This is a genomic window from Erwinia sp. 9145 (genome assembly GCF_000745075.1).
GTDB classification, from domain to species: domain Bacteria; phylum Pseudomonadota; class Gammaproteobacteria; order Enterobacterales; family Enterobacteriaceae; genus Erwinia; species Erwinia oleae.
In genome coordinates, this window is record NZ_JQNE01000001.1 from 2,659,332 (window position 1) to 2,682,900 (window position 23,569).

At 55.6% G+C, this 23,569-nt stretch carries 23 protein-coding genes; 9 read left to right on the top strand and 14 right to left on the bottom strand.

The features are described 5' to 3' along the window. The first annotated feature begins 82 nt into the window (after positions 1-82). Positions 83-1,075 carry a bile acid:sodium symporter family protein gene (locus FA91_RS12735; protein ID WP_034916261.1) on the top strand — a complete coding sequence of 331 codons (993 nt, stop codon included), beginning with the start codon at positions 83-85 and terminating at the stop codon, positions 1,073-1,075. Between the two features lie 7 nt (positions 1,076-1,082). On the opposite strand, the gene FA91_RS12740 is transcribed toward FA91_RS12735, so the two are convergent. The 3 genes from FA91_RS12740 to zipA form a co-directional block, all read right to left on the bottom strand. Continuing rightward, positions 1,083-1,301 (bottom strand): DUF3820 family protein, encoded by a 219-nt coding sequence (locus FA91_RS12740; RefSeq protein WP_034916262.1) that lies wholly within the window; start codon positions 1,299-1,301, stop codon positions 1,083-1,085. Between the two features lies 1 nt (position 1,302). Then, positions 1,303-3,318 (bottom strand): NAD-dependent DNA ligase LigA, encoded by a 2,016-nt coding sequence (gene ligA / locus FA91_RS12745; RefSeq protein WP_034916263.1) that lies wholly within the window; start codon positions 3,316-3,318, stop codon positions 1,303-1,305. A 75-nt stretch (positions 3,319-3,393) separates the two neighbouring features. Then, entirely contained in the window at positions 3,394-4,329 is a 936-nt protein-coding gene (gene zipA, locus FA91_RS12750; protein ID WP_034916264.1) for a cell division protein ZipA, read from the bottom strand. 220 nt (positions 4,330-4,549) lie between these two features. On the opposite strand from zipA, the gene cysZ reads away from it, so the two are divergent. The 5 genes from cysZ (at position 4,550) to crr (ending at position 9,549) form a co-directional block, all read left to right on the top strand. After that, a complete protein-coding gene (gene cysZ, locus FA91_RS12755; protein ID WP_034916265.1) occupies positions 4,550-5,305 on the top strand; it encodes a sulfate transporter CysZ in 756 nt (251 codons plus the stop codon). A 129-nt stretch (positions 5,306-5,434) separates the two neighbouring features. Continuing rightward, positions 5,435-6,406 (top strand): cysteine synthase A, encoded by a 972-nt coding sequence (cysK, locus tag FA91_RS12760; protein ID WP_034916266.1) that lies wholly within the window; start codon positions 5,435-5,437, stop codon positions 6,404-6,406. 391 nt (positions 6,407-6,797) lie between these two features. Next, the gene (gene ptsH / locus FA91_RS12765) at positions 6,798-7,055 is read left to right on the top strand and encodes a phosphocarrier protein Hpr (protein WP_034916267.1); all 258 of its coding nucleotides are present in this window, start codon (positions 6,798-6,800) and stop codon (positions 7,053-7,055) included. 219 nt (positions 7,056-7,274) lie between these two features. Continuing rightward, complete coding sequence (gene ptsI / locus FA91_RS12770) at positions 7,275-9,002, top strand: phosphoenolpyruvate-protein phosphotransferase PtsI (protein ID WP_034916268.1); 1,728 nt, start codon at positions 7,275-7,277, stop codon at positions 9,000-9,002. 43 nt (positions 9,003-9,045) lie between these two features. Beyond that, positions 9,046-9,549: a PTS glucose transporter subunit IIA gene (gene crr, locus FA91_RS12775; RefSeq protein ID WP_034916269.1), complete on the top strand. Its 504-nt coding sequence runs from the start codon at positions 9,046-9,048 to the stop codon at positions 9,547-9,549. 60 nt (positions 9,550-9,609) lie between these two features. On the opposite strand, the gene FA91_RS12780 is transcribed toward crr, so the two are convergent. The 11 genes from FA91_RS12780 to FA91_RS12830 all read right to left on the bottom strand — a co-directional run bounded on the left by FA91_RS12780 (position 9,610) and on the right by FA91_RS12830 (position 19,124). Beyond that, positions 9,610-10,299: a GntR family transcriptional regulator gene (locus FA91_RS12780; protein ID WP_156103080.1), complete on the bottom strand. Its 690-nt coding sequence runs from the start codon at positions 10,297-10,299 to the stop codon at positions 9,610-9,612. A gap of 66 nt (positions 10,300-10,365) precedes the next feature. Then, the gene (locus FA91_RS12785; RefSeq protein WP_034916271.1) at positions 10,366-11,709 is read right to left on the bottom strand and encodes an ATP-binding protein; all 1,344 of its coding nucleotides are present in this window, start codon (positions 11,707-11,709) and stop codon (positions 10,366-10,368) included. Further along, a complete protein-coding gene (locus FA91_RS12790; protein WP_034916272.1) occupies positions 11,706-12,386 on the bottom strand; it encodes a response regulator transcription factor in 681 nt (226 codons plus the stop codon). The genes FA91_RS12785 and FA91_RS12790 overlap by 4 nt, the downstream gene beginning before the upstream one ends. A 147-nt stretch (positions 12,387-12,533) precedes the next feature. Then, positions 12,534-13,412: a cysteine synthase CysM gene (cysM, locus tag FA91_RS12795; protein ID WP_034916273.1), complete on the bottom strand. Its 879-nt coding sequence runs from the start codon at positions 13,410-13,412 to the stop codon at positions 12,534-12,536. Positions 13,413-13,456: 44 nt separating this feature from the next. Then, positions 13,457-14,545, bottom strand: coding sequence for a sulfate/thiosulfate ABC transporter ATP-binding protein CysA (gene cysA / locus FA91_RS12800; RefSeq protein WP_034916274.1), 1,089 nt, complete (start codon positions 14,543-14,545; stop codon positions 13,457-13,459). Further along, positions 14,535-15,404 (bottom strand): sulfate/thiosulfate ABC transporter permease CysW, encoded by an 870-nt coding sequence (cysW, locus tag FA91_RS12805; protein ID WP_034916275.1) that lies wholly within the window; start codon positions 15,402-15,404, stop codon positions 14,535-14,537. Before cysW ends, cysA begins: the two co-directional genes overlap by 11 nt. Continuing rightward, a complete protein-coding gene (cysT, locus tag FA91_RS12810) occupies positions 15,404-16,234 on the bottom strand; it encodes a sulfate/thiosulfate ABC transporter permease CysT (protein WP_034916276.1) in 831 nt (276 codons plus the stop codon). Before cysT ends, cysW begins: the two co-directional genes overlap by 1 nt. After that, complete coding sequence (locus FA91_RS12815) at positions 16,234-17,247, bottom strand: sulfate ABC transporter substrate-binding protein (protein WP_034916277.1); 1,014 nt, start codon at positions 17,245-17,247, stop codon at positions 16,234-16,236. The genes cysT and FA91_RS12815 overlap by 1 nt, the downstream gene beginning before the upstream one ends. A gap of 311 nt (positions 17,248-17,558) precedes the next feature. Further along, the gene (locus FA91_RS12820; protein ID WP_034916278.1) at positions 17,559-18,167 is read right to left on the bottom strand and encodes an RpoE-regulated lipoprotein; all 609 of its coding nucleotides are present in this window, start codon (positions 18,165-18,167) and stop codon (positions 17,559-17,561) included. A gap of 64 nt (positions 18,168-18,231) precedes the next feature. Beyond that, the gene (locus FA91_RS12825; protein ID WP_156103081.1) at positions 18,232-18,681 is read right to left on the bottom strand and encodes a DUF2919 domain-containing protein; all 450 of its coding nucleotides are present in this window, start codon (positions 18,679-18,681) and stop codon (positions 18,232-18,234) included. Positions 18,682-18,698: 17 nt separating this feature from the next. Beyond that, a complete protein-coding gene (locus FA91_RS12830; RefSeq protein WP_034916279.1) occupies positions 18,699-19,124 on the bottom strand; it encodes a GNAT family acetyltransferase in 426 nt (141 codons plus the stop codon). A 165-nt stretch (positions 19,125-19,289) separates the two neighbouring features. Between FA91_RS12830 and hemF the strand changes: the two genes are divergently transcribed. The 3 genes from hemF to tkt all read left to right on the top strand — a co-directional run bounded on the left by hemF (position 19,290) and on the right by tkt (position 23,561). After that, complete coding sequence (gene hemF / locus FA91_RS12835; RefSeq protein ID WP_034916280.1) at positions 19,290-20,198, top strand: oxygen-dependent coproporphyrinogen oxidase; 909 nt, start codon at positions 19,290-19,292, stop codon at positions 20,196-20,198. Between the two features lie 297 nt (positions 20,199-20,495). Next, positions 20,496-21,446, top strand: coding sequence for a transaldolase (gene tal, locus FA91_RS12840; protein ID WP_034916282.1), 951 nt, complete (start codon positions 20,496-20,498; stop codon positions 21,444-21,446). A gap of 114 nt (positions 21,447-21,560) precedes the next feature. Next, positions 21,561-23,561, top strand: coding sequence for a transketolase (gene tkt / locus FA91_RS12845; protein ID WP_034916284.1), 2,001 nt, complete (start codon positions 21,561-21,563; stop codon positions 23,559-23,561). The last annotated feature ends 8 nt before the right edge of the window (positions 23,562-23,569 follow it).

Consider the following 23,569-nt stretch of genomic DNA (forward strand, 5'->3'; position numbering starts at 1 on the left):
TATGAATTAAATAAATCAATTTTATTTCTAAACCTAACCCGCGCACAATAGCGCTATTCGTTTATTTAACCAGGCGTTAACAATGAGCATCTTCCGCATCGATCCCCTGATGTTAAAACTGATTGTTGCCGTGCTGCTGGCAACTTTTCTGCCCGCGCGCGGCCACTTTGTTGAAGTATTTGAATGGCTGACGACCGCTGCCATCGCCCTGCTCTTTTTTATGCACGGTGCCAAGCTGTCGCGTGAAAAGATCATTGCGGGCGGCAGCCACTGGCGTCTTCACCTTTGGGTAATGTTCAGTACCTTTGTTCTCTTTCCCTGCCTGGGGTTGCTGCTGGTGTGGTGGCATCCTGTACCGGTCAGCGCGGAAATCTACACCGGCTTCCTCTACCTCTGTATTTTACCTGCCACGGTGCAGTCTGCTATCGCGCTCACCTCACTGGCGGGCGGAAACGTGGCGGCGGCCGTATGCAGCGCCTCGGCATCCAGCCTGCTCGGCGTTTTTGTTTCCCCCCTGTTGGTTGGCCTGCTGATGAACGTGCACAGCGACGCCGCAGGCGGCAGCCTGGCGCAAATCGGCAAGATTATGCTGCAACTGCTGGTGCCGTTCGTGCTCGGACATCTGTCGCGTCGCTGGATTGCCGGATGGGTTGAAAAGCATCGCGGCCTGATCGGTCAGACCGACCAGGCGTCAATACTGCTGGTGGTTTATTCCGCCTTCAGTGAAGCGGTGGTGAACGGCATCTGGCACCGCGTGGGCGTCAGTACGCTGCTCTACATTGTGGCCGTCAGCGTGGCGATTTTAGTCATCGTGCTGGTGGTGAATCTGCTGGCGGCGAAACTGTTTGGTTTTAACCATGCAGATAAAATTACCATTCTTTTTTGCGGTTCGAAGAAGAGCCTGGCGAACGGCGTGCCGATGGCAAACATTTTGTTCCCCTCGGCAGCGGTAGGGATTATTGTGCTGCCGCTGATGATTTTTCATCAGATACAGCTGATGATCTGCTCAATGCTGGCGCAGCGATATAAGAAGTCGGCGGAAAAGCAGGCTGCCGCTGTCAGCACGTCGCCGTGACGTTCAACTAGCCGCCTTTTTTCAGTGGCCTGACCAGCCCTTCCAACCCTTCAACTTTAATTGCCAGGGTGAGCTGCATCAGTTCACCCAGTTTGCCCTGTGGAAATTCGCCTTTGCGGGCGAACCACAGCAAATAAGGCTCCGGCAGATCAATTAACGTGCAGCCTTTATATTTCCCGAAGGGCATCGCGGTATTGGCAATCTCAATAAGCTGCTCTTTTTCCATATCATTCACCGAGTAGCCGGATCATTTCCGCTTCGTCAATGATCTCAATCCCCAGTTCCTGCGCCTTCGCGAGCTTAGATCCTGCCGCTTCGCCCGCAATCACCATATTGGTTTTTTTCGATACGCTGCCGCTCACTTTTGCTCCCAGCGCCGTCAGGCGATCTTTCGCCTCATCGCGCGACAAAACGCTGAGCGAACCGGTCAGCACCACGGTCTTTCCGGCAAACGGACTGTCAATCTCCTCCGGCCTGATCGGCGTCACCGCAGGCCAGGTGATGCCTTCTTCAATGAGCTGGCGAATAACGTCGCGATTGCTCTCCTCGTCCATAAAGTTTCGCACATGGCTTGCAACCACCTTACCGACGTCCTGCACGGCAATCAGCGCCTCGATATCGGCGTTAATAATCTCATCCAGCGAACCAAAATGTGCCGCCAGATTGGCCGCCGTCGCCTCGCCCACCTCGCTGATGCCAAGCGCATAGATGAAGCGCGCCAGCGTGGTATGTCTGGCTTTATCCAATGCCGCCGTCAGGTTTTGCGCTGATTTCGGCCCCATACGATCCAGACCGGTCAGCTTGCCTGCCGTGAGCCTGAAAAGATCGGCGGCGGTTTTTACATACTCTTTCTCAACCAGTTGATCGATAAGCTTATCGCCCATGCCATCGACATCCATTGCGCGACGTGACACAAAATGCTTCAGCGCGCCCTTGCGCTGTGCGCCGCAGATCAACCCCCCGGTACAGCGGGCGACCACTTCACCCTCAACGCGTTCAACGTCGGAACCGCAGATCGGGCACTGCGTTGGGAAGTCGACCTGGCGGGCATTATCAGGCCGTTCTGACTCAACCACGCCAACCACCTGCGGAATAACATCACCGGCGCGGCGAATAATGACCCGATCGCCAATGCGCAGGCCAAGTCGATCAATCTCATCCGCATTATGCAGCGTCGCGTTGCTGACGATGACGCCAGCCACTTTCACCGGCTCCAGCCGCGCAACCGGCGTAATGGCGCCGGTGCGCCCGACCTGAAATTCAACGTCGCGTACCGTGGTAAGCTGTTCCTGTGCCGGGAATTTAAAGGCAATGGCCCAGCGCGGCGCGCGCGCCACAAAGCCCAGCCGCTCCTGAAGATCCTGTGAATCTACTTTGATCACCACGCCGTCGATATCAAAACCCAGCGTGGCGCGATCCGCCTCCACCTGCCGATAAAAGGCCAGCACCTCTTCCGGCTTATGGCATAAACGAATCCGATCGCTTACCGGCAACCCCCACGCCTGAAGCTGTTGCAGGCGGGCGTGATGCGTACGTGGCATTTCGCCCCCTTCCAGCAGGCCAAAACCGTAGCAAAAGAAGGTAAGTGGACGTTTGGCGGTGATGCGTGGGTCGAGCTGGCGCAGCGATCCCGCCGCCGCGTTTCGCGGATTGGCAAAAACTTTGCTGCCGGTGCGGCGCGCCTCTTCGTTAAGCGTTTCAAAGCCCGCCTGCGGCATGAAAACTTCGCCGCGAACCTCAATGCGCGCCGGTATATTGTCGCCGTACAGCCGCAGCGGAATAGCGCGGATGGTGCGGACGTTTGCGGTGATATTTTCGCCCGTTGTACCGTCGCCGCGCGTGGCCGCGCTGACCAGCAGCCCGTTTTCATAGAGCAGACTTACGGCAACGCCGTCCAGCTTCAGCTCACAGCAGAAAGTGATATCGTCAGTGCTTTTCAGGCGATCCTGAACGCGCTTGTTAAACGCCAGATAACTTTCTTCATCAAAGGCGTTGTCCAGCGACAGCATCGGGATCTCATGGCGTACCTGCTCAAAAGCGCTAAGGGGCGCCGCGCCAACGCGCTGGGTGGGGGAATCCGGCGTAATAAGTTCGGGATGCGCCGCCTCAAGCGCCTTAAGTTCCTGCATGAGGCGGTCATACTCCGCATCGGGAACCTCCGGCGCATCCAGCACGTGATACAGATATTCATGATGGCGGAGCGTGGTATGCAGCGCGGTGATTTTGTCTTGTGGAGATTGCATAGCGGCACCATAACGATAAAAAACCCCCGACGGGCGGGGGTCTTGTCAAACAGGAGGCTTAAAACCGTGCGCGTATCAGGCGTTAGCCTCTGTCACTTCGCGAATACGGTTTTTATACGTTTCCAGCTTCTGCGGCGTCATCATACGGCGCTCGTCATCCAGCACTACGCCGCCGACGTCATCGGCAATACGCTGCGCTGACTGAAGCATCAGCTTGAAGTTCTGATTCGCGTCACCGTATGAGGGCACCATCATAAAGATCGAGATGCCGGGCGTGGCGAAATCAGACATTTCATCCGGGTCGAAAGAGCCCGGTTTTACCATATTAGCCAGGCTGAAGAGCACGGGGCCGCTGCCCGCCGGGCTGAGATGGCGATGGAAAATATTCATTTCACCAAACTGGAAGCCGGCCTGCAAAATGCCCTGGAGCAACGCTTCGCCATTGAGCATACCGCCCGCATGTGCGCCAACGTGCAGCACCAGTACCGTCTCTTTAAGCGGTTCTTTACGCAGCGGCGCGGCAGGCGTTTCTGGCGCCGTGGTGAATTCCGGCTCGTCATCAACCTCAGGCCGGGCCGGCTGGCTGGCTGGCGGCCTGACGTGACGAACAGGCTCCGGCTCAACCTCTGGCTCGGGCGCGTGAGGCAGTTCGCCGCCAAAGAGCGGATCGAGCTCTGGCTGTTCATCAATTTTTGGCGGCTGCGCGGGGGCGGGACGCGGCGCCTGCGGACGCGCAGGCGTCTCGTCGCGGGTCGGCGCGCCTGGAAAAGGCTCAAGCGGTTCTTCAATCTCATCTGACGTTGATTTGCGTGAGTGCGTCACACGCACTTTCCCCACGCCTTCTTCGACGTCGTCAAAAGATTCTTCTCTATCCTGTTTTAAACGCTTGTGGGGGCGATCGCGAAAAACGGATGAGCGCTCTTTACGGCTGGTCCACAGACCATGAAGAAGAAGCGCTATTATGGCGATCGCGCCAACAACGATTAATATCAGACGCAAATCCTGCATCATTGTATTCTCTGTTGTTCCAATACCTTGCCACCGCGGCAAACTTTATCCTCTAACTGTATTTGCCCTGGTTAACAAGTGCAAGTCCGTGCACTATTTTCTGACAAATAAGCGTACCCTGACACGGTTTTTTGCTGTTTTTTCATCCAAATTGCACGCTGGCAGCGAAAATGGCTGCGATATGATAGCGTGGCAGGGTCAAATTTAAGAGGAATATCAGGTAATGGCTTCATCACAAACCCGGAGGTCAGGCGCTTACTATTTTCAGCGCGGCTGGCAGCTTATCCATCTTTCAGGTATTCGGCGCTATGTCGTTATCCCGCTGCTGATTAACGTATTGCTGATGGGCAGCGCCTTTATCTGGCTTTTCTGGAAGCTCAATCAGTGGCTGCCGCTGATGATGTCTCACGTGCCGGAATGGCTCCAGTGGCTGAGCTATCTACTCTGGCCGCTGGCGGTTATTTCTATTCTTCTGGTCTTCAGCTACTTCTTTTCCACCCTGGCGAACTGGATCGCGGCCCCTTTTTGCGGCCTGCTTGCCGAACAGCTAGAAGCGAAGCTGACCGGAAAACCCCTTCCCGACAGCGGCTGGGCAGGGATTGTGAAGGATTTCCCCCGTATCATGAAGCGTGAATGGCAGAAATTCGCCTGGTACCTGCCACGCGCCATACTGCTGCTGCTGCTCTATTTCATTCCCGGTTTCGGCCAGACGGCGGCACCGGTGCTGTGGTTTCTGTTCACCGCCTGGATGCTTTGCGTACAGTATTGCGATTACCCTTTCGATAATCATAAAGTGAGCTTCCGACAAATGCGCGGCGCGCTGAAGCAGCACAGGTTTGACAACATGCAGTTTGGCGCGCTGATCAGCCTGTTCACGCTGGTGCCGATTCTGAATCTGGCCATCATGCCGGTCGCCGTTTGCGGTGCGACGGCAATGTGGGTTGACCGCTATCGCGAGCAATACAGCCCGCATAAGTAAAGCCTTATGCTTTTTCATTTATGCTTATTGCTGCAAAACATATCTATATACGATTTCTTCACTTCCTTGGAAAAATGAACGCGGTATGCTCTTAAGGTTTCCCAAATTTCATACAGTTAAGGACGGGCTATGAGTAAGATTTATGAAGACAACTCGTTAACAATTGGTCATACGCCACTGGTTCGCCTCAACCGCATCGGTAACGGCCGCATCCTGGCTAAGGTGGAATCGCGCAACCCCAGCTTCAGCGTTAAATGCCGTATCGGTGCCAACATGATTTGGGACGCAGAGAAAAAAGGCATTCTGAAACCCGGCATTGAGCTGGTCGAACCGACCAGCGGCAATACGGGCATTGCGCTGGCCTACGTTGCCGCTGCGCGCGGCTACAAGCTGACGTTGACCATGCCGGAAACCATGAGCGTGGAGCGCCGCAAGCTGCTGAAAGCGCTGGGCGCAAACCTGATTCTGACCGAAGGCGCCAAAGGCATGAAGGGCGCTATCGCCAAAGCGGAAGAGATCGTCGCCAGCGCGCCGGAAAAATTTGTTTTGCTTCAGCAGTTCAGCAATCCGGCAAACCCGGAAATCCATGAGAAAACCACCGGCCCGGAAATCTGGGAAGATACCGATGGTGAAGTGGACGTGTTCATAGCGGGCGTCGGCACCGGCGGCACGTTGACCGGCGTCAGCCGCTTCATCAAAAATACCAAAGGTAAAAAAGATCTGATCACCGTTGCGGTTGAGCCAACGGATTCGCCGGTTATCGCGCAGGCGCTGGCGGGCGAAGAGATCAAACCCGGCCCGCATAAAATTCAGGGCATCGGCGCCGGCTTTATCCCTGGCAATCTGGAACTGGACTTAATCGATCGCGTCGTCGCTATCACCAATGAAGAGTCAATATCAACCGCGCGTCGCCTGATGGAAGAAGAAGGTATTCTGGCGGGTATCTCTTCCGGCGCAGCCGTTGCGGCCGCACTGAAGCTGCTCGAAGACGACTCTTTCGCTAACAAAACCATCGTGGTTATCCTCCCCTCTTCCGGTGAACGCTATCTGAGTACAGCGCTTTTTGCGGATCTCTTCACGGAAAAAGAACTGCAACAGTGATGCCATTACGGCAGATTTGTCTAAAAAAGCGCCCTCAGGGGTGCTTTTTTGTGGAGTGCGTCAAACTTTTATCACTTCGAAGATTGATCTTCCCTGCCGCTCTTGGTATCTAAGCAACCAATTATTTCGATCCGAAAAATTAATCGGCGCATGAAATGGATCAAGCTGAATCGATTTACTGATTTGGCGTGATCGCCCGATTAGCGGCATAATGGTTTGAGAAACGCGTACACTGAATCTCAGATTTTGACGTGCGCCTTTCAAACTTAACATAGCGCATTTTTTGGCGCGTTTTATACGCCGGCCAGCGCGACACATCCAGGCTAAAGTTTTGTCGAAGGGCCAGACTTTAGATCAATAAAACCAAACCTAATTAAGTTGGGGAAACATAATGTTCCAGCAAGAAGTTACTATCACCGCGCCTAACGGTCTGCACACCCGCCCTGCTGCCCAGTTTGTTAAAGAAGCCAAAGCATTTGCTTCTGAAATCACCGTCACCTCTAACGGCAAATCCGCCAGCGCAAAAAGCCTGTTCAAATTACAGACGTTAGGTCTGACTCAGGGCACCGTTGTGACGCTGTCTGCTGAAGGTGAAGACGAGCAGAAAGCGGTAGAGCACCTGGTCAAACTGATGGCAGAGCTCGAATAAGACGCTGACTTACGTCTGGCGTTGCCTTATCAGGCAAAAAATAGTGCGAACAATTTGATCGCGGACAGCATGTCCGCGTTGTTGCTTCCGTAAACTCCTCCGGCTAAGCGACATCTTGTTCCCGTACGTTTTACGATGCCAGGCTCGCTGAGTGGATTCGCCAACGGTTTCCGGGTCGATCGCCTCAGGTGATTTTCAGATATAAAAAAAGGTAGGGTTATGATTTCAGGAATTTTAGCATCACCGGGTATCGCTTTTGGCAAAGCGCTTCTGCTTAAAGAAGATGAAATAGTCATTAACCGGAAGAAAATTTCTGCCGACCAGGTCGAGCAGGAAGTTCAGCGCTTTCTTGATGGTCGTCAGAAAGCTGCCACGCAGCTCGAAGCGATTAAAATTAAAGCCGGAGAGACCTTCGGTGAAGAGAAAGAGGCCATCTTCGAAGGGCATATCATGCTGCTGGAAGATGAAGAACTCGAGCAGGAAATCATAGCCCTGATTAAAGATGAGCTGGCTTCTGCCGACGCTGCCGCGTTCTCAGTCATTGACGGACAGGCAAAGGCGCTGGAAGAGCTGGACGACGAATATCTTAAAGAACGCGCGGCCGACGTACGCGATATCGGTAAACGTTTGCTGCAAAACATTCTGGGCCTGCACATTGTTGACCTGAGCGCTATCGCTGACGAAGTGCTGCTGGTCGCTAAAGACCTGACGCCGTCTGAAACGGCGCAGTTGAACCTCAACAAGGTGCTGGGCTTTATTACCGATCTGGGCGGTCGCACTTCGCACACCTCGATCATGGCGCGTTCGCTTGAGCTGCCTGCCATTGTCGGCACCGGCAACGTGACCTCAGAAGTAAAAAATGACGACTATCTGATTCTTGATGGCGTGAATAATGAAATTCACGTTAATCCGTCAGCAGAAAAAATCGACGAGCTGAAGGCGATTCAGGCACAGTACCTGAGCGAGAAAAACGATCTCGCCAAGCTGAAAGATCTGCCCGCCATTACGCTGGACGGTCATCAGGTTGAAGTGTGCGCTAACATCGGTACGGTGCGCGATGTCGCGGGTGCCGAGCGCAATGGCGCAGAAGGCGTTGGCCTCTATCGCACCGAGTTCCTGTTCATGGATCGCGAGGCGCTGCCAACCGAAGAAGAGCAGTTCCAGGCTTATAAAGCCGTGGCAGAAGCCGTTGGTTCGCAGGCGGTTATCGTTCGTACGATGGATATCGGCGGCGACAAAGATCTGCCGTACATGAACCTGCCGAAAGAGGACAACCCGTTCCTCGGCTGGCGCGCCATTCGCATCGCCATGGATCGCCCGGAAATTCTGCACGCGCAGCTTCGCGCTATCCTGCGCGCTTCCGCCTTCGGCAAGCTGCGTATTATGTTCCCGATGGTTATTTCCGTTGAGGAAGTTCGCACACTGAAGGCAGAGCTGGAGCTCCTTAAGTCTCAGCTGCGCGAAGAGAGCAAAGCCTTTGATGAAAGTATCGAAGTGGGCATTATGGTTGAAACGCCTGCTTCGGCGGCGATTGCCCATCATCTGGCGAAAGAGGTTGATTTCTTCAGCATCGGCACCAACGATCTGACCCAGTACACGCTGGCGGTTGACCGTGGTAACGACCTGATTTCACATTTGTATAACCCAATGACGCCTTCCGTGCTGACGCTTATCAAGCAGGTTATTGATGCATCTCATGTTGAAGGTAAATGGACAGGGATGTGTGGTGAGCTGGCTGGCGACGAACGTGCTACACTACTGTTATTGGGAATGGGGCTGGACGAATTCAGCATGAGTGCCATTTCTATCCCACGCATTAAGAAAATTATTCGTAATACGAATTTTGAAGATGCGAAGGCATTGGCAGAGCAGGCTCTGGCTCAACCAACAGCGGAAGAGTTAATGAACCTGGTCAACAAGTTCATTGAAGAAAAAACTCTTTGCTGATCCTGCGAGACGCTGGCCCAATATTACTGCTTAGGAGAAGATCATGGGTTTGTTTTCCAAACTTTTTGGCGATAAGTCAGATACCACTTCTGGCGCCATTGAGATCGTAGCACCGCTGTCAGGCGAAATCGTGAATATCGAAGACGTGCCGGATGTGGTGTTCGCGGAGAAAATTGTTGGCGACGGTATCGCAATCAAACCAGCCGGTAATAAAATGGTTGCACCGGTTGATGGCACCATCGGTAAAATTTTCGAAACCAATCATGCATTTTCCATTGAGTCAGACAACGGCATCGAGCTGTTTGTCCACTTCGGAATTGATACGGTTGAACTGAAAGGCGAAGGCTTTAAGCGTATCGCTGAAGAAGGCCAGAAAGTGAAGAAAGGTGACGTGGTCATCGAATTCGATCTGGCGCTGCTGGAAGAAAAAGCCAAATCAACGCTTACTCCGGTTGTCATCTCTAACATGGATGAGATCAAAGAGCTGGTTAAGCTGACGGGTAGCGTAGTCGTTGGCGAGACGCCGGTAATCCGCATTAAAAAATAGGGATTCTTGCCCCTGTTAAAGGCCTTCTGAGCAATCAGAGGGCTTTTTTATTGCCTGTAATCAGGCAGTCAGCGCCTGACGCAAATTTGATGCATCGTTGGCGGATTCGCTGAGATCCAGCTGTTGCTCAATAATCAGCAAGTGCTCTTCCATCACCGCCTGCGCACGCGGCACGTCCCCCGCTTTCAACGCCTCAAGGATCGCATCGTGTTCCGTACAGTGGCTGGCAGGCGTGCTGTTACGCTGATACAGCGCGACAATGAGCGAACTGCGCACCATCAGGTTGCTGAGAATTTCAGTCATCACGCTGTTGCCGCCGATTTTCGCCAGCATGATATGGAACAGGCTCATTTGCCTGACAAACTCGCGACGATCGTTACGAAGCATCGCCTGATGCTCGGCTTCATGCTGCTGAGCGATCGCCTCCTGGTGACAAAGAAGGCTGGCGGGCGTGATATCAGCAATGATGGCACGCTCAATAACACGGCGCGCGGCGAAAACCTCGGTTGCCTCCCGCGCTGGCGGCTGAGCCACCATTGCCCCACGGTGAGGTTCAATGGTGACGATATGCTGAAGTGCGAGACGCTGTAATGCGGTCTGTACATGGTTACGATTTGCCTTCAACACATCGACGATCTGCGCTTCTATCAGCCGCATGCCGGGCTTGAGGCGATGCTGTGCAATCGCAATGGAGATAGCATCCATGATCCGCAGGACTTCCTGTTGCTTGCCTGAAACAACTTTACTCATCATCAACCTCGACTGAAGTGAAGCAAACGATTTCGTGCGCCGATCATAGTACTGCGACAGTGGTATCTATGCCACCCAATGCGGCAAGCGGATCGTCAGCTCAAGCCCGCCTTCCCTGCCGTTCACCGCTTTGACCTCGCCGTGATGTGCTAATACCACCTTGCGCACAATCGACAATCCCAGGCCATAGCCCTTACCAGAAAGCGGAGAGTTAACGCGCACGAAAGGATCAAAAATGCTCGACAGCTTATCCGCTTCCACGCCGGGCCCCCGATCGCTGACCCTCACGTTCAGCCACTTCTCCTCGCGGTTAAGCGCAATTTTTACCTGCTGACCATACTGAGAGAAGCGCAGGGCATTGCGCACGACGTTTTCCAGCGCCGAGCGGATCAGCCGGGCATCGCCTCTGACCGTATAATCGGTGTCCTCGTCAGCCTGCAACAGGATCTCCACGCCGGTTGCCTGCGCCTCGAAGCGTGCGTCATTCGCCACCACATCCAGCAGCCCGAGCAGATCGAAATACTGCTCTTCCGTCAGGTTTTGATGTTCCGCGCGTGACAGCGTGAGCAGTTCACCGATCATTTTATCCAGTCGGCGCGCCTCTTCATCAATGCGATCCAAAGACTCACCGACAGAATGCGGCGTCTGGCGCGCCAGGCCCGTTGCCAGCTGAAGGCGCGCCAGCGGCGAACGAAGTTCGTGCGAAATATCATGCAGCAGCGCCTCGCGCGCGCTGACCAGCACCGACAGCCGTTCAACCATCGCATCAAAGTCCTGTGCCACCACCGACAGCTCGTCGTGACGGCGGCGCATTGTCGGGAACAGTCGTACGGAGAGATCGCCGCTGGATACGCGCTCAAAGCCCTGTCGGAGCTGACGCATCGGACGCGCCAGATTCCAGGCGAGATAGAGGCTGAACAGCAGTCCGCCAACGCCCGCGACGATCAGAAACGGGACGGGCACGTTCAGGAAATGCGCGGGCGGATGGCCCATGCTGCTGTCGTTACGTAATCCCTGCACATCGTAACGCAATTGATACTGCCTGCCGTCAGCGCCGGTGACCCATTCAATGACCTCTTTTGGAAACGCATCAGCCTGTAAGGTGCTGTTCAGATGCGCGCGCGGCTCCTCCTGCGGCGGATTTTCCATCACCTGCACTGAAAAAAAACGCCGATCGTTACCGGGCCAGTCAACCATCATCTCATTCAACGCCTCCATGCCGCCGCGCTGGAGCACCGAAACCGCCGAAGCCATTTGCAGGTTGACGATGCGCCGCACCGCCTGATTTTCAGGCGGCTCACGGTGTTTCCCGTACAGGGTAAATCCCAGCCACATAAGCTGGCTCATCAGCAGAAACGTCAGCCAGAAACCCAGCAGAATTTTCCAGAACAACAGGCCGCGTGACTTCATCGGATGCGATAGCCAATGCTGCGCACGGTTTCAATGGTGATGGTATCGTTGGTCAGTGCCGCCAGTTTCTGACGAATGTTGCTGATATGCACATCAACGCTACGATCGTACGCCTCACGCGGGCGGCCAAGCCCTTTTTCGGACAGCTCATCTTTAGACACCACGCGGTCCGGCGAGCGCAGCAGCAGATCCAGCAGGTTAAATTCCGACGCCGTCAGGTCAAAAGGCTGCTTTTTCCATTCGCTGATGCGGGTCGCCGGATTCAGCGTCAGCTCGCCCCAGCTTGCCAGCCCTTTGTTCTCGTTAACCACCGGCACCTCATCGATACGGCGCAGCACCGCGCGCAGGCGCGCCACCAGTTCGCGTGGATAGCACGGCTTAGGCATATAGTCATCGGCACCCATTTCCAGCCCGATAACGCGATCGATATTGTCGCCTTTCGCCGTCAGCATAATAACCGGCAGGCGGCTGTGCTGCCGCACCTGCCGCAGGACATCAATACCGCTCATATCCGGCAGCATAATATCGAGGATCATCGCGGCGTAGTTACCCGACATCGCGCCTTCGATTCCCGCTTTGCCGTTTAATACCAGTGAAGCGTCAAATCCTTCGGTGATCAGGTACTGGCTGAGCATGGTGCCCAGTTCCAGGTCATCGTCTACCAGTAAAATTTTCATGTGGGCTCTCTCTGTTTGCGACGCTATTTTGACCGCGTATTAGCACAATATCAGCAGGATTTACCCAATCCTTACAGTGTTATCGGCAGGCGGTCATTCGGAGAGTAGCAGGCGGGGGGAGAAAGGCCGAAATTTCAGGCCCAAAAATTACCAGACGCCGGTAGAGAGATAGCGGTCGCCGCGATCGCAGATAATGGCCACGATCAGACTGCCGGGCTGCGCGGTAGCGATACGGAGCGCGCCTGCAACCGCGCCGCCTGAGCTGACGCCGCAGAAAACGCCTTCGCGTGAGGCAAGCTGACGCATGGTTTCTTCAGCCTCCGACTGGGACATCTCTATGATGCTGTCAACCAGTTCAGGGCGATAAATTTTTGGCTGGTAGGCGTCTGACCAGCGGCGAATACCGGCAATGCTGCTGCCCGCTTCCGGTTGAAGACCAACAATATCAACGTGGCTGCTTTGCTCCTTGAGATAGGCGCCCACGCCGGTAATCGTACCGGTGGTGCCCATGCTGGAGACAAAATGGCTGAGTTTTCCGGCGGTTTGCCGCCAGATTTCCGGCCCGGTGGTGGTGTAGTGCGCGAGCGGATTATCCGGATTATTGAACTGATCGAGTACGCGGCCCTCGCCGCGCGCCTGCATAGCCAGAGCCTGGTCGCGTGCGCCTTCCATCCCCTCCTCGCGACTGATGAGGATCAGCTCAGCGCCATAAGCACGCATTGCGGCCTGACGTTCGCTACTCATATTCTCGGGCATCAGCAGCCGCAGTCGGTAGCCTTTCATGGCGGCGATCATCGCCAGCGCAATACCCGTATTGCCGCTGGTCGCTTCGATTAACCGATCGCCGGGACGGATGTCGCCGCGTCGCTCGGCCTGTTGAATCATGGACAACGCAGCGCGATCCTTCACTGAACCGGCAGGATTATTGCCTTCAAGCTTCAGCCAGATCTCACTGCCGTTGTCGGGCGTCAGGCGCTGTAGCCTGACCAGCGGGGTATTGCCGATGGTGCTTTCAAGGGTGGTCACGGCGTGTCTCCGGATAACAATGCGTCATGCAGCGCCTGAAAATATCAGGCGCTTTGCGCAAAGGCAACCTGGCGCAGCGGCGTTTCACCCTTATACAGACGCGCCTGTTGCAGACCGATGAACAGACGCTCCCCGCGCAGCGGCGCCGTCAGTTCGCCTTCAACGATGAGCGTGATGAAATCGCTGCCCCAGCCCGCAGGTTTCGCCACCACCTGCCAGAAATGGCCGCGCGGGCTGACTTCGAGCACCTGTACGGGGAGCGGCGTTTCCAGGCTGCTCTGACGGCTGACATCGATTTCCCACGGACGCAGGAACAGTTCGACAGCGCCCTGATGGGCCGGCGTGTAGCCCAGTGGCCAGCGATGCGCGCCAACGTGGAACTGCGAGCCGTGCACTTCACCCTCAAAGCGATTGACCTCGCCGAGGAATTCCAGCACAAAGCGGCTGGCCGGATCGCGCCACACCTCGTCCGGCGTGCCGACCTGCTCAATATTCCCCTGGCTCATCACCACCACGCGGTCAGCCACTTCCATCGCCTCTTCCTGATCGTGCGTCACGAACACGCTGGTAAACTTCAGCTCCTCATGCAGCTGACGTAGCCAGCGACGAAGCTCTTTACGCACCTGCGCATCCAGCGCGCCGAAAGGTTCGTCAAGCAGCAGGATCTGCGGCTCGACCGCCAGCGCGCGCGCCAGCGCCACACGCTGCTTCTGCCCACCAGAGAGCTGCGCCGGAAAACGATTTGCCAGATGACCGAGCTGCACCATTTCCAGCAGGCGGCTGACTTTCTCTTTGATTGCCGCCGTAGAGGGGCGTTTACGGCGGGGCAGCACCGTCAGGCCAAAAGCGATGTTGTCAAAAACCGTCATATGACGGAACAGTGCGTAATGCTGGAAAACGAATCCTACCTGACGATCGCGCGCGTGCACCTGGGTGACGTCTTTATCGTGAAAGCTGAGGCGACCGCTGCTCTGGCTTTCCAGCCCGGCAATAATGCGCAGCAGCGTGGTCTTACCCGACCCCGACGGCCCCAGCAGCGCCACCATCTGGCCGGAAGGGATATCCAGTGATATATCAGACAGAACCTGCGTTTTGCCAAAGGATTTATTGATGTTGCTGATTTCAATGCTCATGTTTCCCCTCCTGTTGCAGGCGTTTTTGCTGGTGCTCCAGCCGCCACTGCACCGCGCTTTTTATGAAAAGCGTTGCAATCGCCATCAGGGTCAACAGCCCGGCAGCGGTGAATGCGCCGACAATATTGTAATCCTGATGCAGTAATTCAACCTGAAGCGGCAGCGTATAGGTTTCGCCGCGTACCGATCCCGACACCACCGACACTGCGCCAAATTCGCCGATGGCGCGGGCGTTGGTCAGCACCAGGCCATACAGCAGCGCCCAGCGAATATTGGGCAGCGTGACCCGCCAGAACATTTTCCAGCCGGAAGCGCCAAGCAGCACCGCCGCCTCGTCTTCATGACTGCCCTGACTCAGCATGACCGGCACCAGTTCACGTACGACGAAAGGACAGGTAACGAAAATGGTCGCCAGCGCCATGCCGGGCCACGAAAACATCAGCTGGATATTGTGCGCATCCAGCCAGCCCCCTGCCGGGCCGTTAACGCCCCAGAACAGCAGGTACATCAGCCCTGCCACCACCGGCGAGACGGCAAAAGGAATATCGAACAGCGTCAGCAGCAGTTGACGTCCCGGAAAGTTAAAGCGGGTCACCAGCCATGCCAGCAGCGTGCCGAAAACAAGATTGACCGGCACGGTAATCAGCGCAATCAGTATCGTCAGCCAGATGGCGTGCAGCATGTCGCCGTCGGCGATATTACGGAAAATCGCTCCGATGCCTTCTGAAAAGGCGCTGGCAAAAATCGCGATCAGCGGCACAACCAGCAGTGCAAACGAAATAATCATGCCAAGGGCGATGAGCAACCATTTTGCCAGATTGGGGCGGCTGCGAACGTGGCTGGCAGAGATATCAGCCATTAGTGACCTCCCAGGCGACGGCCAAAGCGGCTTTGTAAGACATTGATGGCAAACAGCAGCAGCAGCGAGGCGGCGAGGATCACCGACGCAATGGCGCTGGCGGCCGGATAATCAAACTCCTGAAGCTTGACGAAAATCATCAGCGAGGTGACTTCTGTTTTCCAGGCGATGTTGCCCGCAATAAAGATGACCGCACCAAACTCGCCAAGGCTGCGGGTAAAAGAGAGCGCCGTACCGGCTAAAAGAGCCGGCGCCACCTCCGGCAGCACCACGCGGTGGAAGCTTTGCCACGGGCTGGCGCCCAGCGTTTCGGCGGCCTCTTCATATTCGGCGCCCAGCTCTTCCAGAACCGGCTGCACGGTACGTACAACGAACGGGATGCTGGTAAAGGCCATCGCCACCGCAATGCCGAGCCAGGTGTAAGAGACTTTAATACCGAACAGCGCCAGCCACTGACCATACCAGCCATTGACCGAGAACAGCCCGGCCAGCGTCAGGCCCGCTACCGCCGTCGGCAGCGCAAAGGGCAGATCCATCAGCCCATCCAGCAGCGCGCGGCCCGGGAAGCGGTAACGCGTGAGGATCCACGCCATCAGCATGCCGAACAGCGCGTTAAAAAGCGAGGCCACACCAGCCGAAATCAGCGTGACTTTATAGGCGGCAATCATCTGCGGATCGGTGACGATCTGCCAGTATTGCGCCAGCGTCATCTGCGACAGCTGCATGAGCAGCGCGCTGACCGGCAGCAATAAAATCAGGCAGGTAAAGAACAGGCTGCTGCCCAGGCTGAGGCCGAAACCCGGCAGCACGCGTTTTGTCGTCGTAAACATTACTGCCGCCCCGCTGCCAGCAGTTTGTCCAGCTCGCCGCCGCTGGCAAAGTGCGTTTTCATTACCTGCGGCCAGCCGCCGAATATCTCTTCCACGCGAAAGAGGTCGATTTGCGGGAAGCGATCTTTCTGCTGTGCCATCAGCGCAGGGTTATTTACCCGATAGTAATAGTGCGTAATAATTTCCTGCGCCTGTGGGCTGTAGAGGTAGTTCAGATAGCTTTTCGCCGCGCTCTCCGTATGGTTTGCCTTCACGTTTTTATCGATCCAGGTTACCGGGAACTCCGCCAGAATATTAGTTTTCGGCACGATGACCTCAAAGCCCTCTTTTTCGTACTGATTGCGGATATTATTGACCTCGGATTCAAAACTTATCAGCACATCGCCCAGCTTGCGCTCGACAAACGTGGTCGTTGCGCCGCGTCCGCCGGTATCAAATACCGCTACGTTTTTCAGAAATTGCGTCATCAGCGCTTCGGTTTTTGCGGGATCGTTGCCGTTCTCTTTTGCGGCGGCGCCCCACGCGGCAAGCCAGGTATAGCGGCCGTTTCCGGAGGTTTTAGGATTGGGGAAAATCAGCTTCACGTCGCTTTTTACCAGGTCGCGCCAGTCGTGAATATTCTTTGGATTCCCCTTACGAACCAGGAATGCCATCGTCGAATAGAACGGTGAACTGTTATTGGGTAGTCGCTGCTGCCAGTCAGCGGGGATCAGCCCGCCGCGGTCATGAAGGATCTGCACGTCGGTCACCTGATTGTAAGTCACCACGTCCGCCTTCAGCCCTTGTAGGATAGCCAGCGCCTGCTTTGAAGAGCCTGCGTGAGATTGCCTGATGGTCAGTTTGTCACCATGGTGCTGTGCGTCCCACTGCTGCTGATAAGGGGCGTTGAGCGCAGCAAACAGCTCCCGCGACACGTCGTAGGAGCTGTTTAACAATTCGGTAGCCTGCGCCTGGCCTGTCAGCAGCAGCGTAAAAGCGATGCCGCCCGCATTTTTTAACACCCTGGTTAACATTATCTGCATCCTGAAAATCTGAACCGGCTATAACGGCATTCAGTGTATTTATAACGCGGGAGAAAGCTGTAACGCTTTTATATACCGTTTAGCGATTTGCAATTGCTAAACGCTATATGCAATCAGGAAAGTTTATGCACCGGGTGGGAAAAGAAGGGGCTTCTTCGGGACCAACGTAGAAAAAAGACAAAGCCGGTGCCGGTAAAAGCATCATTAAGGCGCGGACAGGCGGTGACCTGTCCGCAGTGCGAAGGGGTTCTCAGGGGCTGATACTGCAACAGAACAGGATCGAAAAGCTCCTCCGTTATTCTTCACCGACGCCAGATAATTTTGCTCACGGTCCAGTTCTTCAGGGTATCGTCTGCTGGCATCAGCCCTTCCGGCCCGCGCCAGTCGCCGCTGAAAACGTAGCTGATATGCTGACTGCCCGGCGCCTTACACTCCACGCCGTTTCTGTCGCTGCCGCTGCCTTTCTGACAGGCGTTAAACGCTTTGGAATAGAGATCGCTGAACGGCGTGCCGATTTTCTTACCGTCGGCGGTCGCGATGCCGCTGTCCGTCACATCAATACGGCTGATGGTGGCTTCACCGGTGACCTCAATCTTGATCTGCTTATCTTTTACCGCCTGATAAAAGGTCACCACGCCGCCATTCTCACCACGCATACCTTTACGCACCTGATAATCGCCGCCCAGCCCGTCGCCGATCGCCTGTTCGTTCATTGCGGTGCTGCCGTTCAGCGTGCCAATGCCCTGCTCGGTCACCTCCAGCGACGAGCCAAACCAGTGCCAGGGCGCCAGGCTCGACCATGACCACTCCAGCGGATTCCACCAGCGGGCGCTGGTATCGCCTGAGCCCGTACTGGCGCAGCCCGCCAGAACCAGTGCAGCGACCAAAGACGCCATGCGAACAATTTTCATTGCAACTCCTGTCATCGTAACCAAACATGCGTGAAGTGATTGGAGTGCCAATCAACAGAAAAGTTTAACCGCCATTCAATGCCGGATCGAAACAGGCGCGTAGCCGTTCGCTGAGCCAGAGATACCCCAGCGCCAGCAGATCGCAGCCGCTCACCACGATCGACAGCGGCGAGAAGGCGTCATCATTCAGCAGAAACTGTAAAACCAGGGTGGCAATCAGCGTCAGTGCAAGCACTGTTCGCCACGCCTGCCAGAGGCGCGGCAGACGCTGACGATAGCCCGTCAGCAGCAGCCCGACGGCGGCAGGCAGGCCGAGCGCCAGACCGACCCAAAAGGTTGTTGAATCGGGATAGAACATTTCAAGTAGCGCAGCGCCCTGCTGCCGCGACGCGCCCGCCGCGACAAACAACACCCAGGTGCGCGCCTGAAGCAGCAAAATCAGCCAAAAAATCAGGGGCAATTTCAACTGCCCTTTCGCATCATAATCGTCAGGCGTGGCGGTCTGATTCATCATAACGATCGACCAGCCCCTTAATATTCCCGATCTTCAATCAGACGTTTACCGAGCAGCACGCTGTCCTGCATTTCATACTCCAGCTTTTCATAAAAGCCGAGCACCGCATCGTTCTCTTCGCGCACCATCACGTTGATTTTGGGGCAACCGCGTGCAATCAGCTTCTTTTCCAGCCGATTGATCAGCGCGTTAGCGAAGCCCCGGCCCTGATAATCGGGATGCACGCCAAGGTAGTAGGCCGAACCGCGATGGCCATCATAGCCGCCCATCAGCGTACCGACGATTTCGCCGCCCACCACCGCCACCAGAAACAGGTCAGGATCGTGGTTAAGCTTGCGCTCAATATCCATCTCAGGATCGTTCCAGGGGCGCAACAAATCACAGCGCTCCCACAGCGTGATCACCTCTTCGAAATCTTCCTGCCTGAATACGCGTATTTCCATGCCGTAGCCCCTGAAGTTAGTCATAATTCGCTGATTATCACGCATTCTTAAAGGCGTGCAAGTCCGCGTGAGAATTAAAGGTAAAAAAGCCGCCCGGCGCAGATGAGCCTGACGGGCAGAAATGGCGTATACTTCGCGACCTCTTTTTAAAAGCCAGGTGAACTTATGAACGCACCCGATATCGCCGACGTTAAGCAATTTCTGCTGCTGTTACAGGATCGCATTTGCCAGCAACTGGCAGAGGCCGACGGCGGCGGCGCCTTTAAAGAAGATAACTGGACGCGCGAGGAGGGCGGCGGCGGGCGCAGCCGTGTACTCCGCAACGGCGCGGTTTTCGAGCAGGCGGGCGTTAATTTCTCCCACGTTCACGGCGACCAGATGCCCGCTTCGGCCACCGCGCATCGCCCCGAACTGGCAGGCCGCAGCTTCGAGGCGATGGGCGTGTCGCTGGTGGTTCATCCTGAAAATCCCTACGTGCCGACCAGTCACGCCAACGTGCGCTTTTTTATTGCGGAAAAGCCGGGCGCGGCGCCGGTCTGGTGGTTCGGCGGCGGCTTTGATATGACGCCCTACTACGGCTTCACCGAGGACGCCGTGCACTGGCATCAGACGGCGTTTGATCTCTGTCGGCCCTTTGGCGATGACGTCTATCCACGCTATAAAAAATGGTGCGATGACTACTTTTTTATTAAGCACCGCAACGAGCAGCGCGGGATCGGCGGCCTGTTCTTTGACGATTTAAACACGCCTGATTTTGCCACGTCTTTCCGCTTCATACAGGCCGTTGGAGAAGGTTACCTGGACGCCTACCTGCCCATCGTTGCGCGACGTAAATTACAGCGCTGGGGCGAGCGCGAGCGGGAATTTCAGCTCTATCGCCGCGGACGTTACGTGGAATTCAACCTGGTGTGGGATCGCGGCACGCTGTTTGGTTTGCAGACCGGCGGCCGTACCGAGTCGATTTTGATGTCGATGCCGCCGAAGGTGGCGTGGGAATATAACTGGCAGCCGGAACCGGGATCGCCGGAAGCAGCGCTTTACAGCGATTTTTTGCCGGTTAAGGCATGGCTTTAAGCGCGTCTCATCAGCGATCCGACGTTATGCTGCACAGCTGCTACACTTTCAGATGCGGCTTTTTTTCACCTGCCGCACCTGACTATCGGGCGAACCCATTGCAACAATCAGAGAAAACGCATTTCCATTGTCGGTCGTCTGATGCAATGTTTGCCCTGAGAACAGATCACCGCGTCGCTATGCCTGTTGCCCCGACTTTATGTAAGTGCGGGGCTGACACCATTGGCTTTTCGGCTCAGCCCTGAGCGGAGCGCCTGTCGATGCGGTTTTATTTGTAGCACATCAAGGAGCCATGAGATGAACCAGCTTGACGCACTGAAACAGTACACCACAGTGGTGGCAGACAGTGGCGATATTGAATCGATTCGTAACTACAATCCTGAAGACGCCACGACCAACCCGTCTCTAATCCTTAAAGCGGCCGGCCTCGACTCCTATAAACACCTGATCACCGACGCTATCGACTACGCCAAAAAACAGGGCGGCAGCAAAGAAACGCAGATTATTAACGCCAGCGATAAAGTCGCCGTCAATCTGGGTATGGAAATTCTGAAAAGCGTGCCTGGCCGCGTCTCAACGGAAGTAGACGCGCGGCTCTCATTCGATCGCGGCATGTGCGTGACCAAAGCCGAAAAGCTGGTCAGAATGTATGAAGACAACGGCATCGATCGTTCGCGCATTTTGATTAAGCTTGCCTCCACCTGGGAAGGCATTCGCGCGGCGGAAGAGCTGGAAAAAAACGGCATCAACTGTAACCTGACGCTGCTGTTCTCCTTTGCCCAGGCACGTGCCTGTGCTGAAGCGGGCGTCTACCTGATCTCCCCGTTTGTTGGCCGTATTTACGACTGGTACAACACCCGTAAGCCGCTTGATCCGTACGTCGTGGACGAAGATCCGGGCGTGGTGTCCGTGCGCAATATCTACGAATACTATAAGCAGCATCGCTACAACACGGTGATCATGGGTGCCAGCTTCCGTAAAGTTGAGCAGATCCTGGCGCTGGCAGGCTGCGATCGCCTGACGATCTCTCCCGACCTGCTGAAAGAGCTTCAGGCCAGCGATGCGCCGGTTGAGCGCAAACTCACGCCGTCTACCGAAGGCTTCCACCATCCTGCGCCGCTTTCTGAATCTGAGTTCCGTTGGGAGCACAATCAGGACGCGATGGCAGTGGAAAAACTGTCTGATGGTATTCGCCAGTTCGCCGTCGACCAGCAGAAGCTGGAAGACGTGCTGGCAGCCAAACTGTAATCAAATCAGAAGTGGGCGGCGCCGCTTTCTTCATCGTCATGTCAGGGCGAATGCGTTCGCCCTCTGCGCGCGCCCTTTCCCACCCTCTTTCCCCGAAAACTCATGGAGAAACACATGTCTTCACGTAGAGAGCTCGCTAACGCCATTCGCGCGCTGAGTATGGATGCGGTACAGAAAGCGAACAGCGGCCACCCTGGTGCGCCAATGGGTATGGCTGATATTGCCGAAGTGCTGTGGCGCGACTTTATGCATCACAATCCCACCAACCCGACCTGGGCCAACCGCGACCGTTTCATTTTATCAAACGGTCATGGTTCCATGCTGCTGTACAGTCTGCTGCACCTTACCGGCTACGACCTGCCGATTACCGAACTGCAAAACTTCCGTCAGCTGCACTCTAAAACGCCGGGCCACCCGGAAATCGGCTATACGCCAGGCGTTGAAACCACAACCGGCCCGCTGGGCCAGGGTCTGGCGAACGCAGTTGGCCTGGCCATTGCCGAACGTACGCTGGGCGCGCAGTTTAACCGCCCGGGCCACGACGTTGTCGACCACCACACCTACGTCTTTATGGGCGATGGCTGCCTGATGGAAGGTATTTCCCATGAAGTCTGCTCGCTGGCCGGTACGCTGGGCCTGGGCAAACTGATCGGTTTTTACGACCATAACGGCATCTCTATTGATGGTGAAACCGAAGGCTGGTTCACCGACGATACCGCCAAACGTTTCGAAGCCTATAACTGGCACGTTATTCATGAAATCGACGGCCACGATCCTGATGCTGTGGCGAAAGCTATCAAAGAAGCGCAGAGCGTTACCGACAAGCCTTCCCTGATCATCTGTAAAACCGTTATCGGTTTTGGCTCGCCAAACAAAGCGGGTAAAGAGGAGTCGCACGGCGCGGCGTTGGGCGAAGAAGAAGTGGCGCTGACCCGTAAAGCGCTGGGCTGGAACTACCCGCCATTTGAAATCCCTGACGAAATCTATCAACAATGGGACGCGAAAGAAGCGGGTAAACAGGCCGAAAAAGCGTGGAACGACAAGTTCGCCGCCTATCAGTCTGCTTTCCCTGAACTCTCTGCCGAATATGCGCGCCGTATGGATGGCGGTATGCCGGAAAACTGGGAGCAGGAGACGCAGAAATTTATCGAAGAGCTTCAGGCCAACCCGCAGAAAATCGCCAGCCGTAAAGCGTCGCAAAACACGCTGGAAGCTTACGGTAAAATTTTGCCGGAGTTTCTGGGCGGCTCGGCTGACCTTGCACCGAGCAACCTCACTATCTGGTCTGGTTCGAAATCCATTAAAGAAGATCAGGCAGGCAACTATATTCACTATGGCGTGCGTGAATTCGGTATGACCGCTATCGCCAACGGTATCGCGCACCACGGCGGTTTTGTGCCATACACCGCCACGTTCCTGATGTTTGTCGAATATGCGCGTAACGCGGTGCGTATGGCTGCACTGATGAAGGCGCGTCAGATCATGGTGTATACCCATGACTCAATTGGTCTGGGCGAAGATGGCCCGACGCATCAGCCGGTTGAACAGATTGCCAGCCTGCGCGTCACGCCAAACCTCAGCGTATGGCGCCCGTGCGATCAGGTAGAAACCGCCGTGGCCTGGAAACACGCCGTGGAGCGTCATCATGGCCCGACAACGCTGATCCTTTCGCGTCAGAACCTGATGCAGCCTGAACGTACGAAACAGCAGGTGGAGAATATCTCCCGCGGCGCTTATGTGTTGAAAGACAGCGACGGCACGCCGGATGTGATCCTGATTGCCACCGGTTCTGAAGTGGAAATCACCCTGGGCGCGGCTGAAAAGCTGAACGCCAGCGGCCACAACGTGCGCGTAGTGTCGATGCCGTCTACCGATCTGTTCGATAAGCAGGATGCGGCATATCGTGAATCCGTGCTGCCTTCCGGCGTCACCGCACGCGTGGCGGTAGAAGCAGGCATCGCTGACTACTGGTACAAGTATGTGGGTCTGAACGGCGCTATCGTCGGCATGACCACGTTCGGCGAATCGGCTCCGGCCGGGAAACTGTTCAACGAATTCGGCTTTACCGTCGAGAACATTGTCAGCCACGCCGAATCGCTGTTGAAGCCTCACTAAGGCACTCA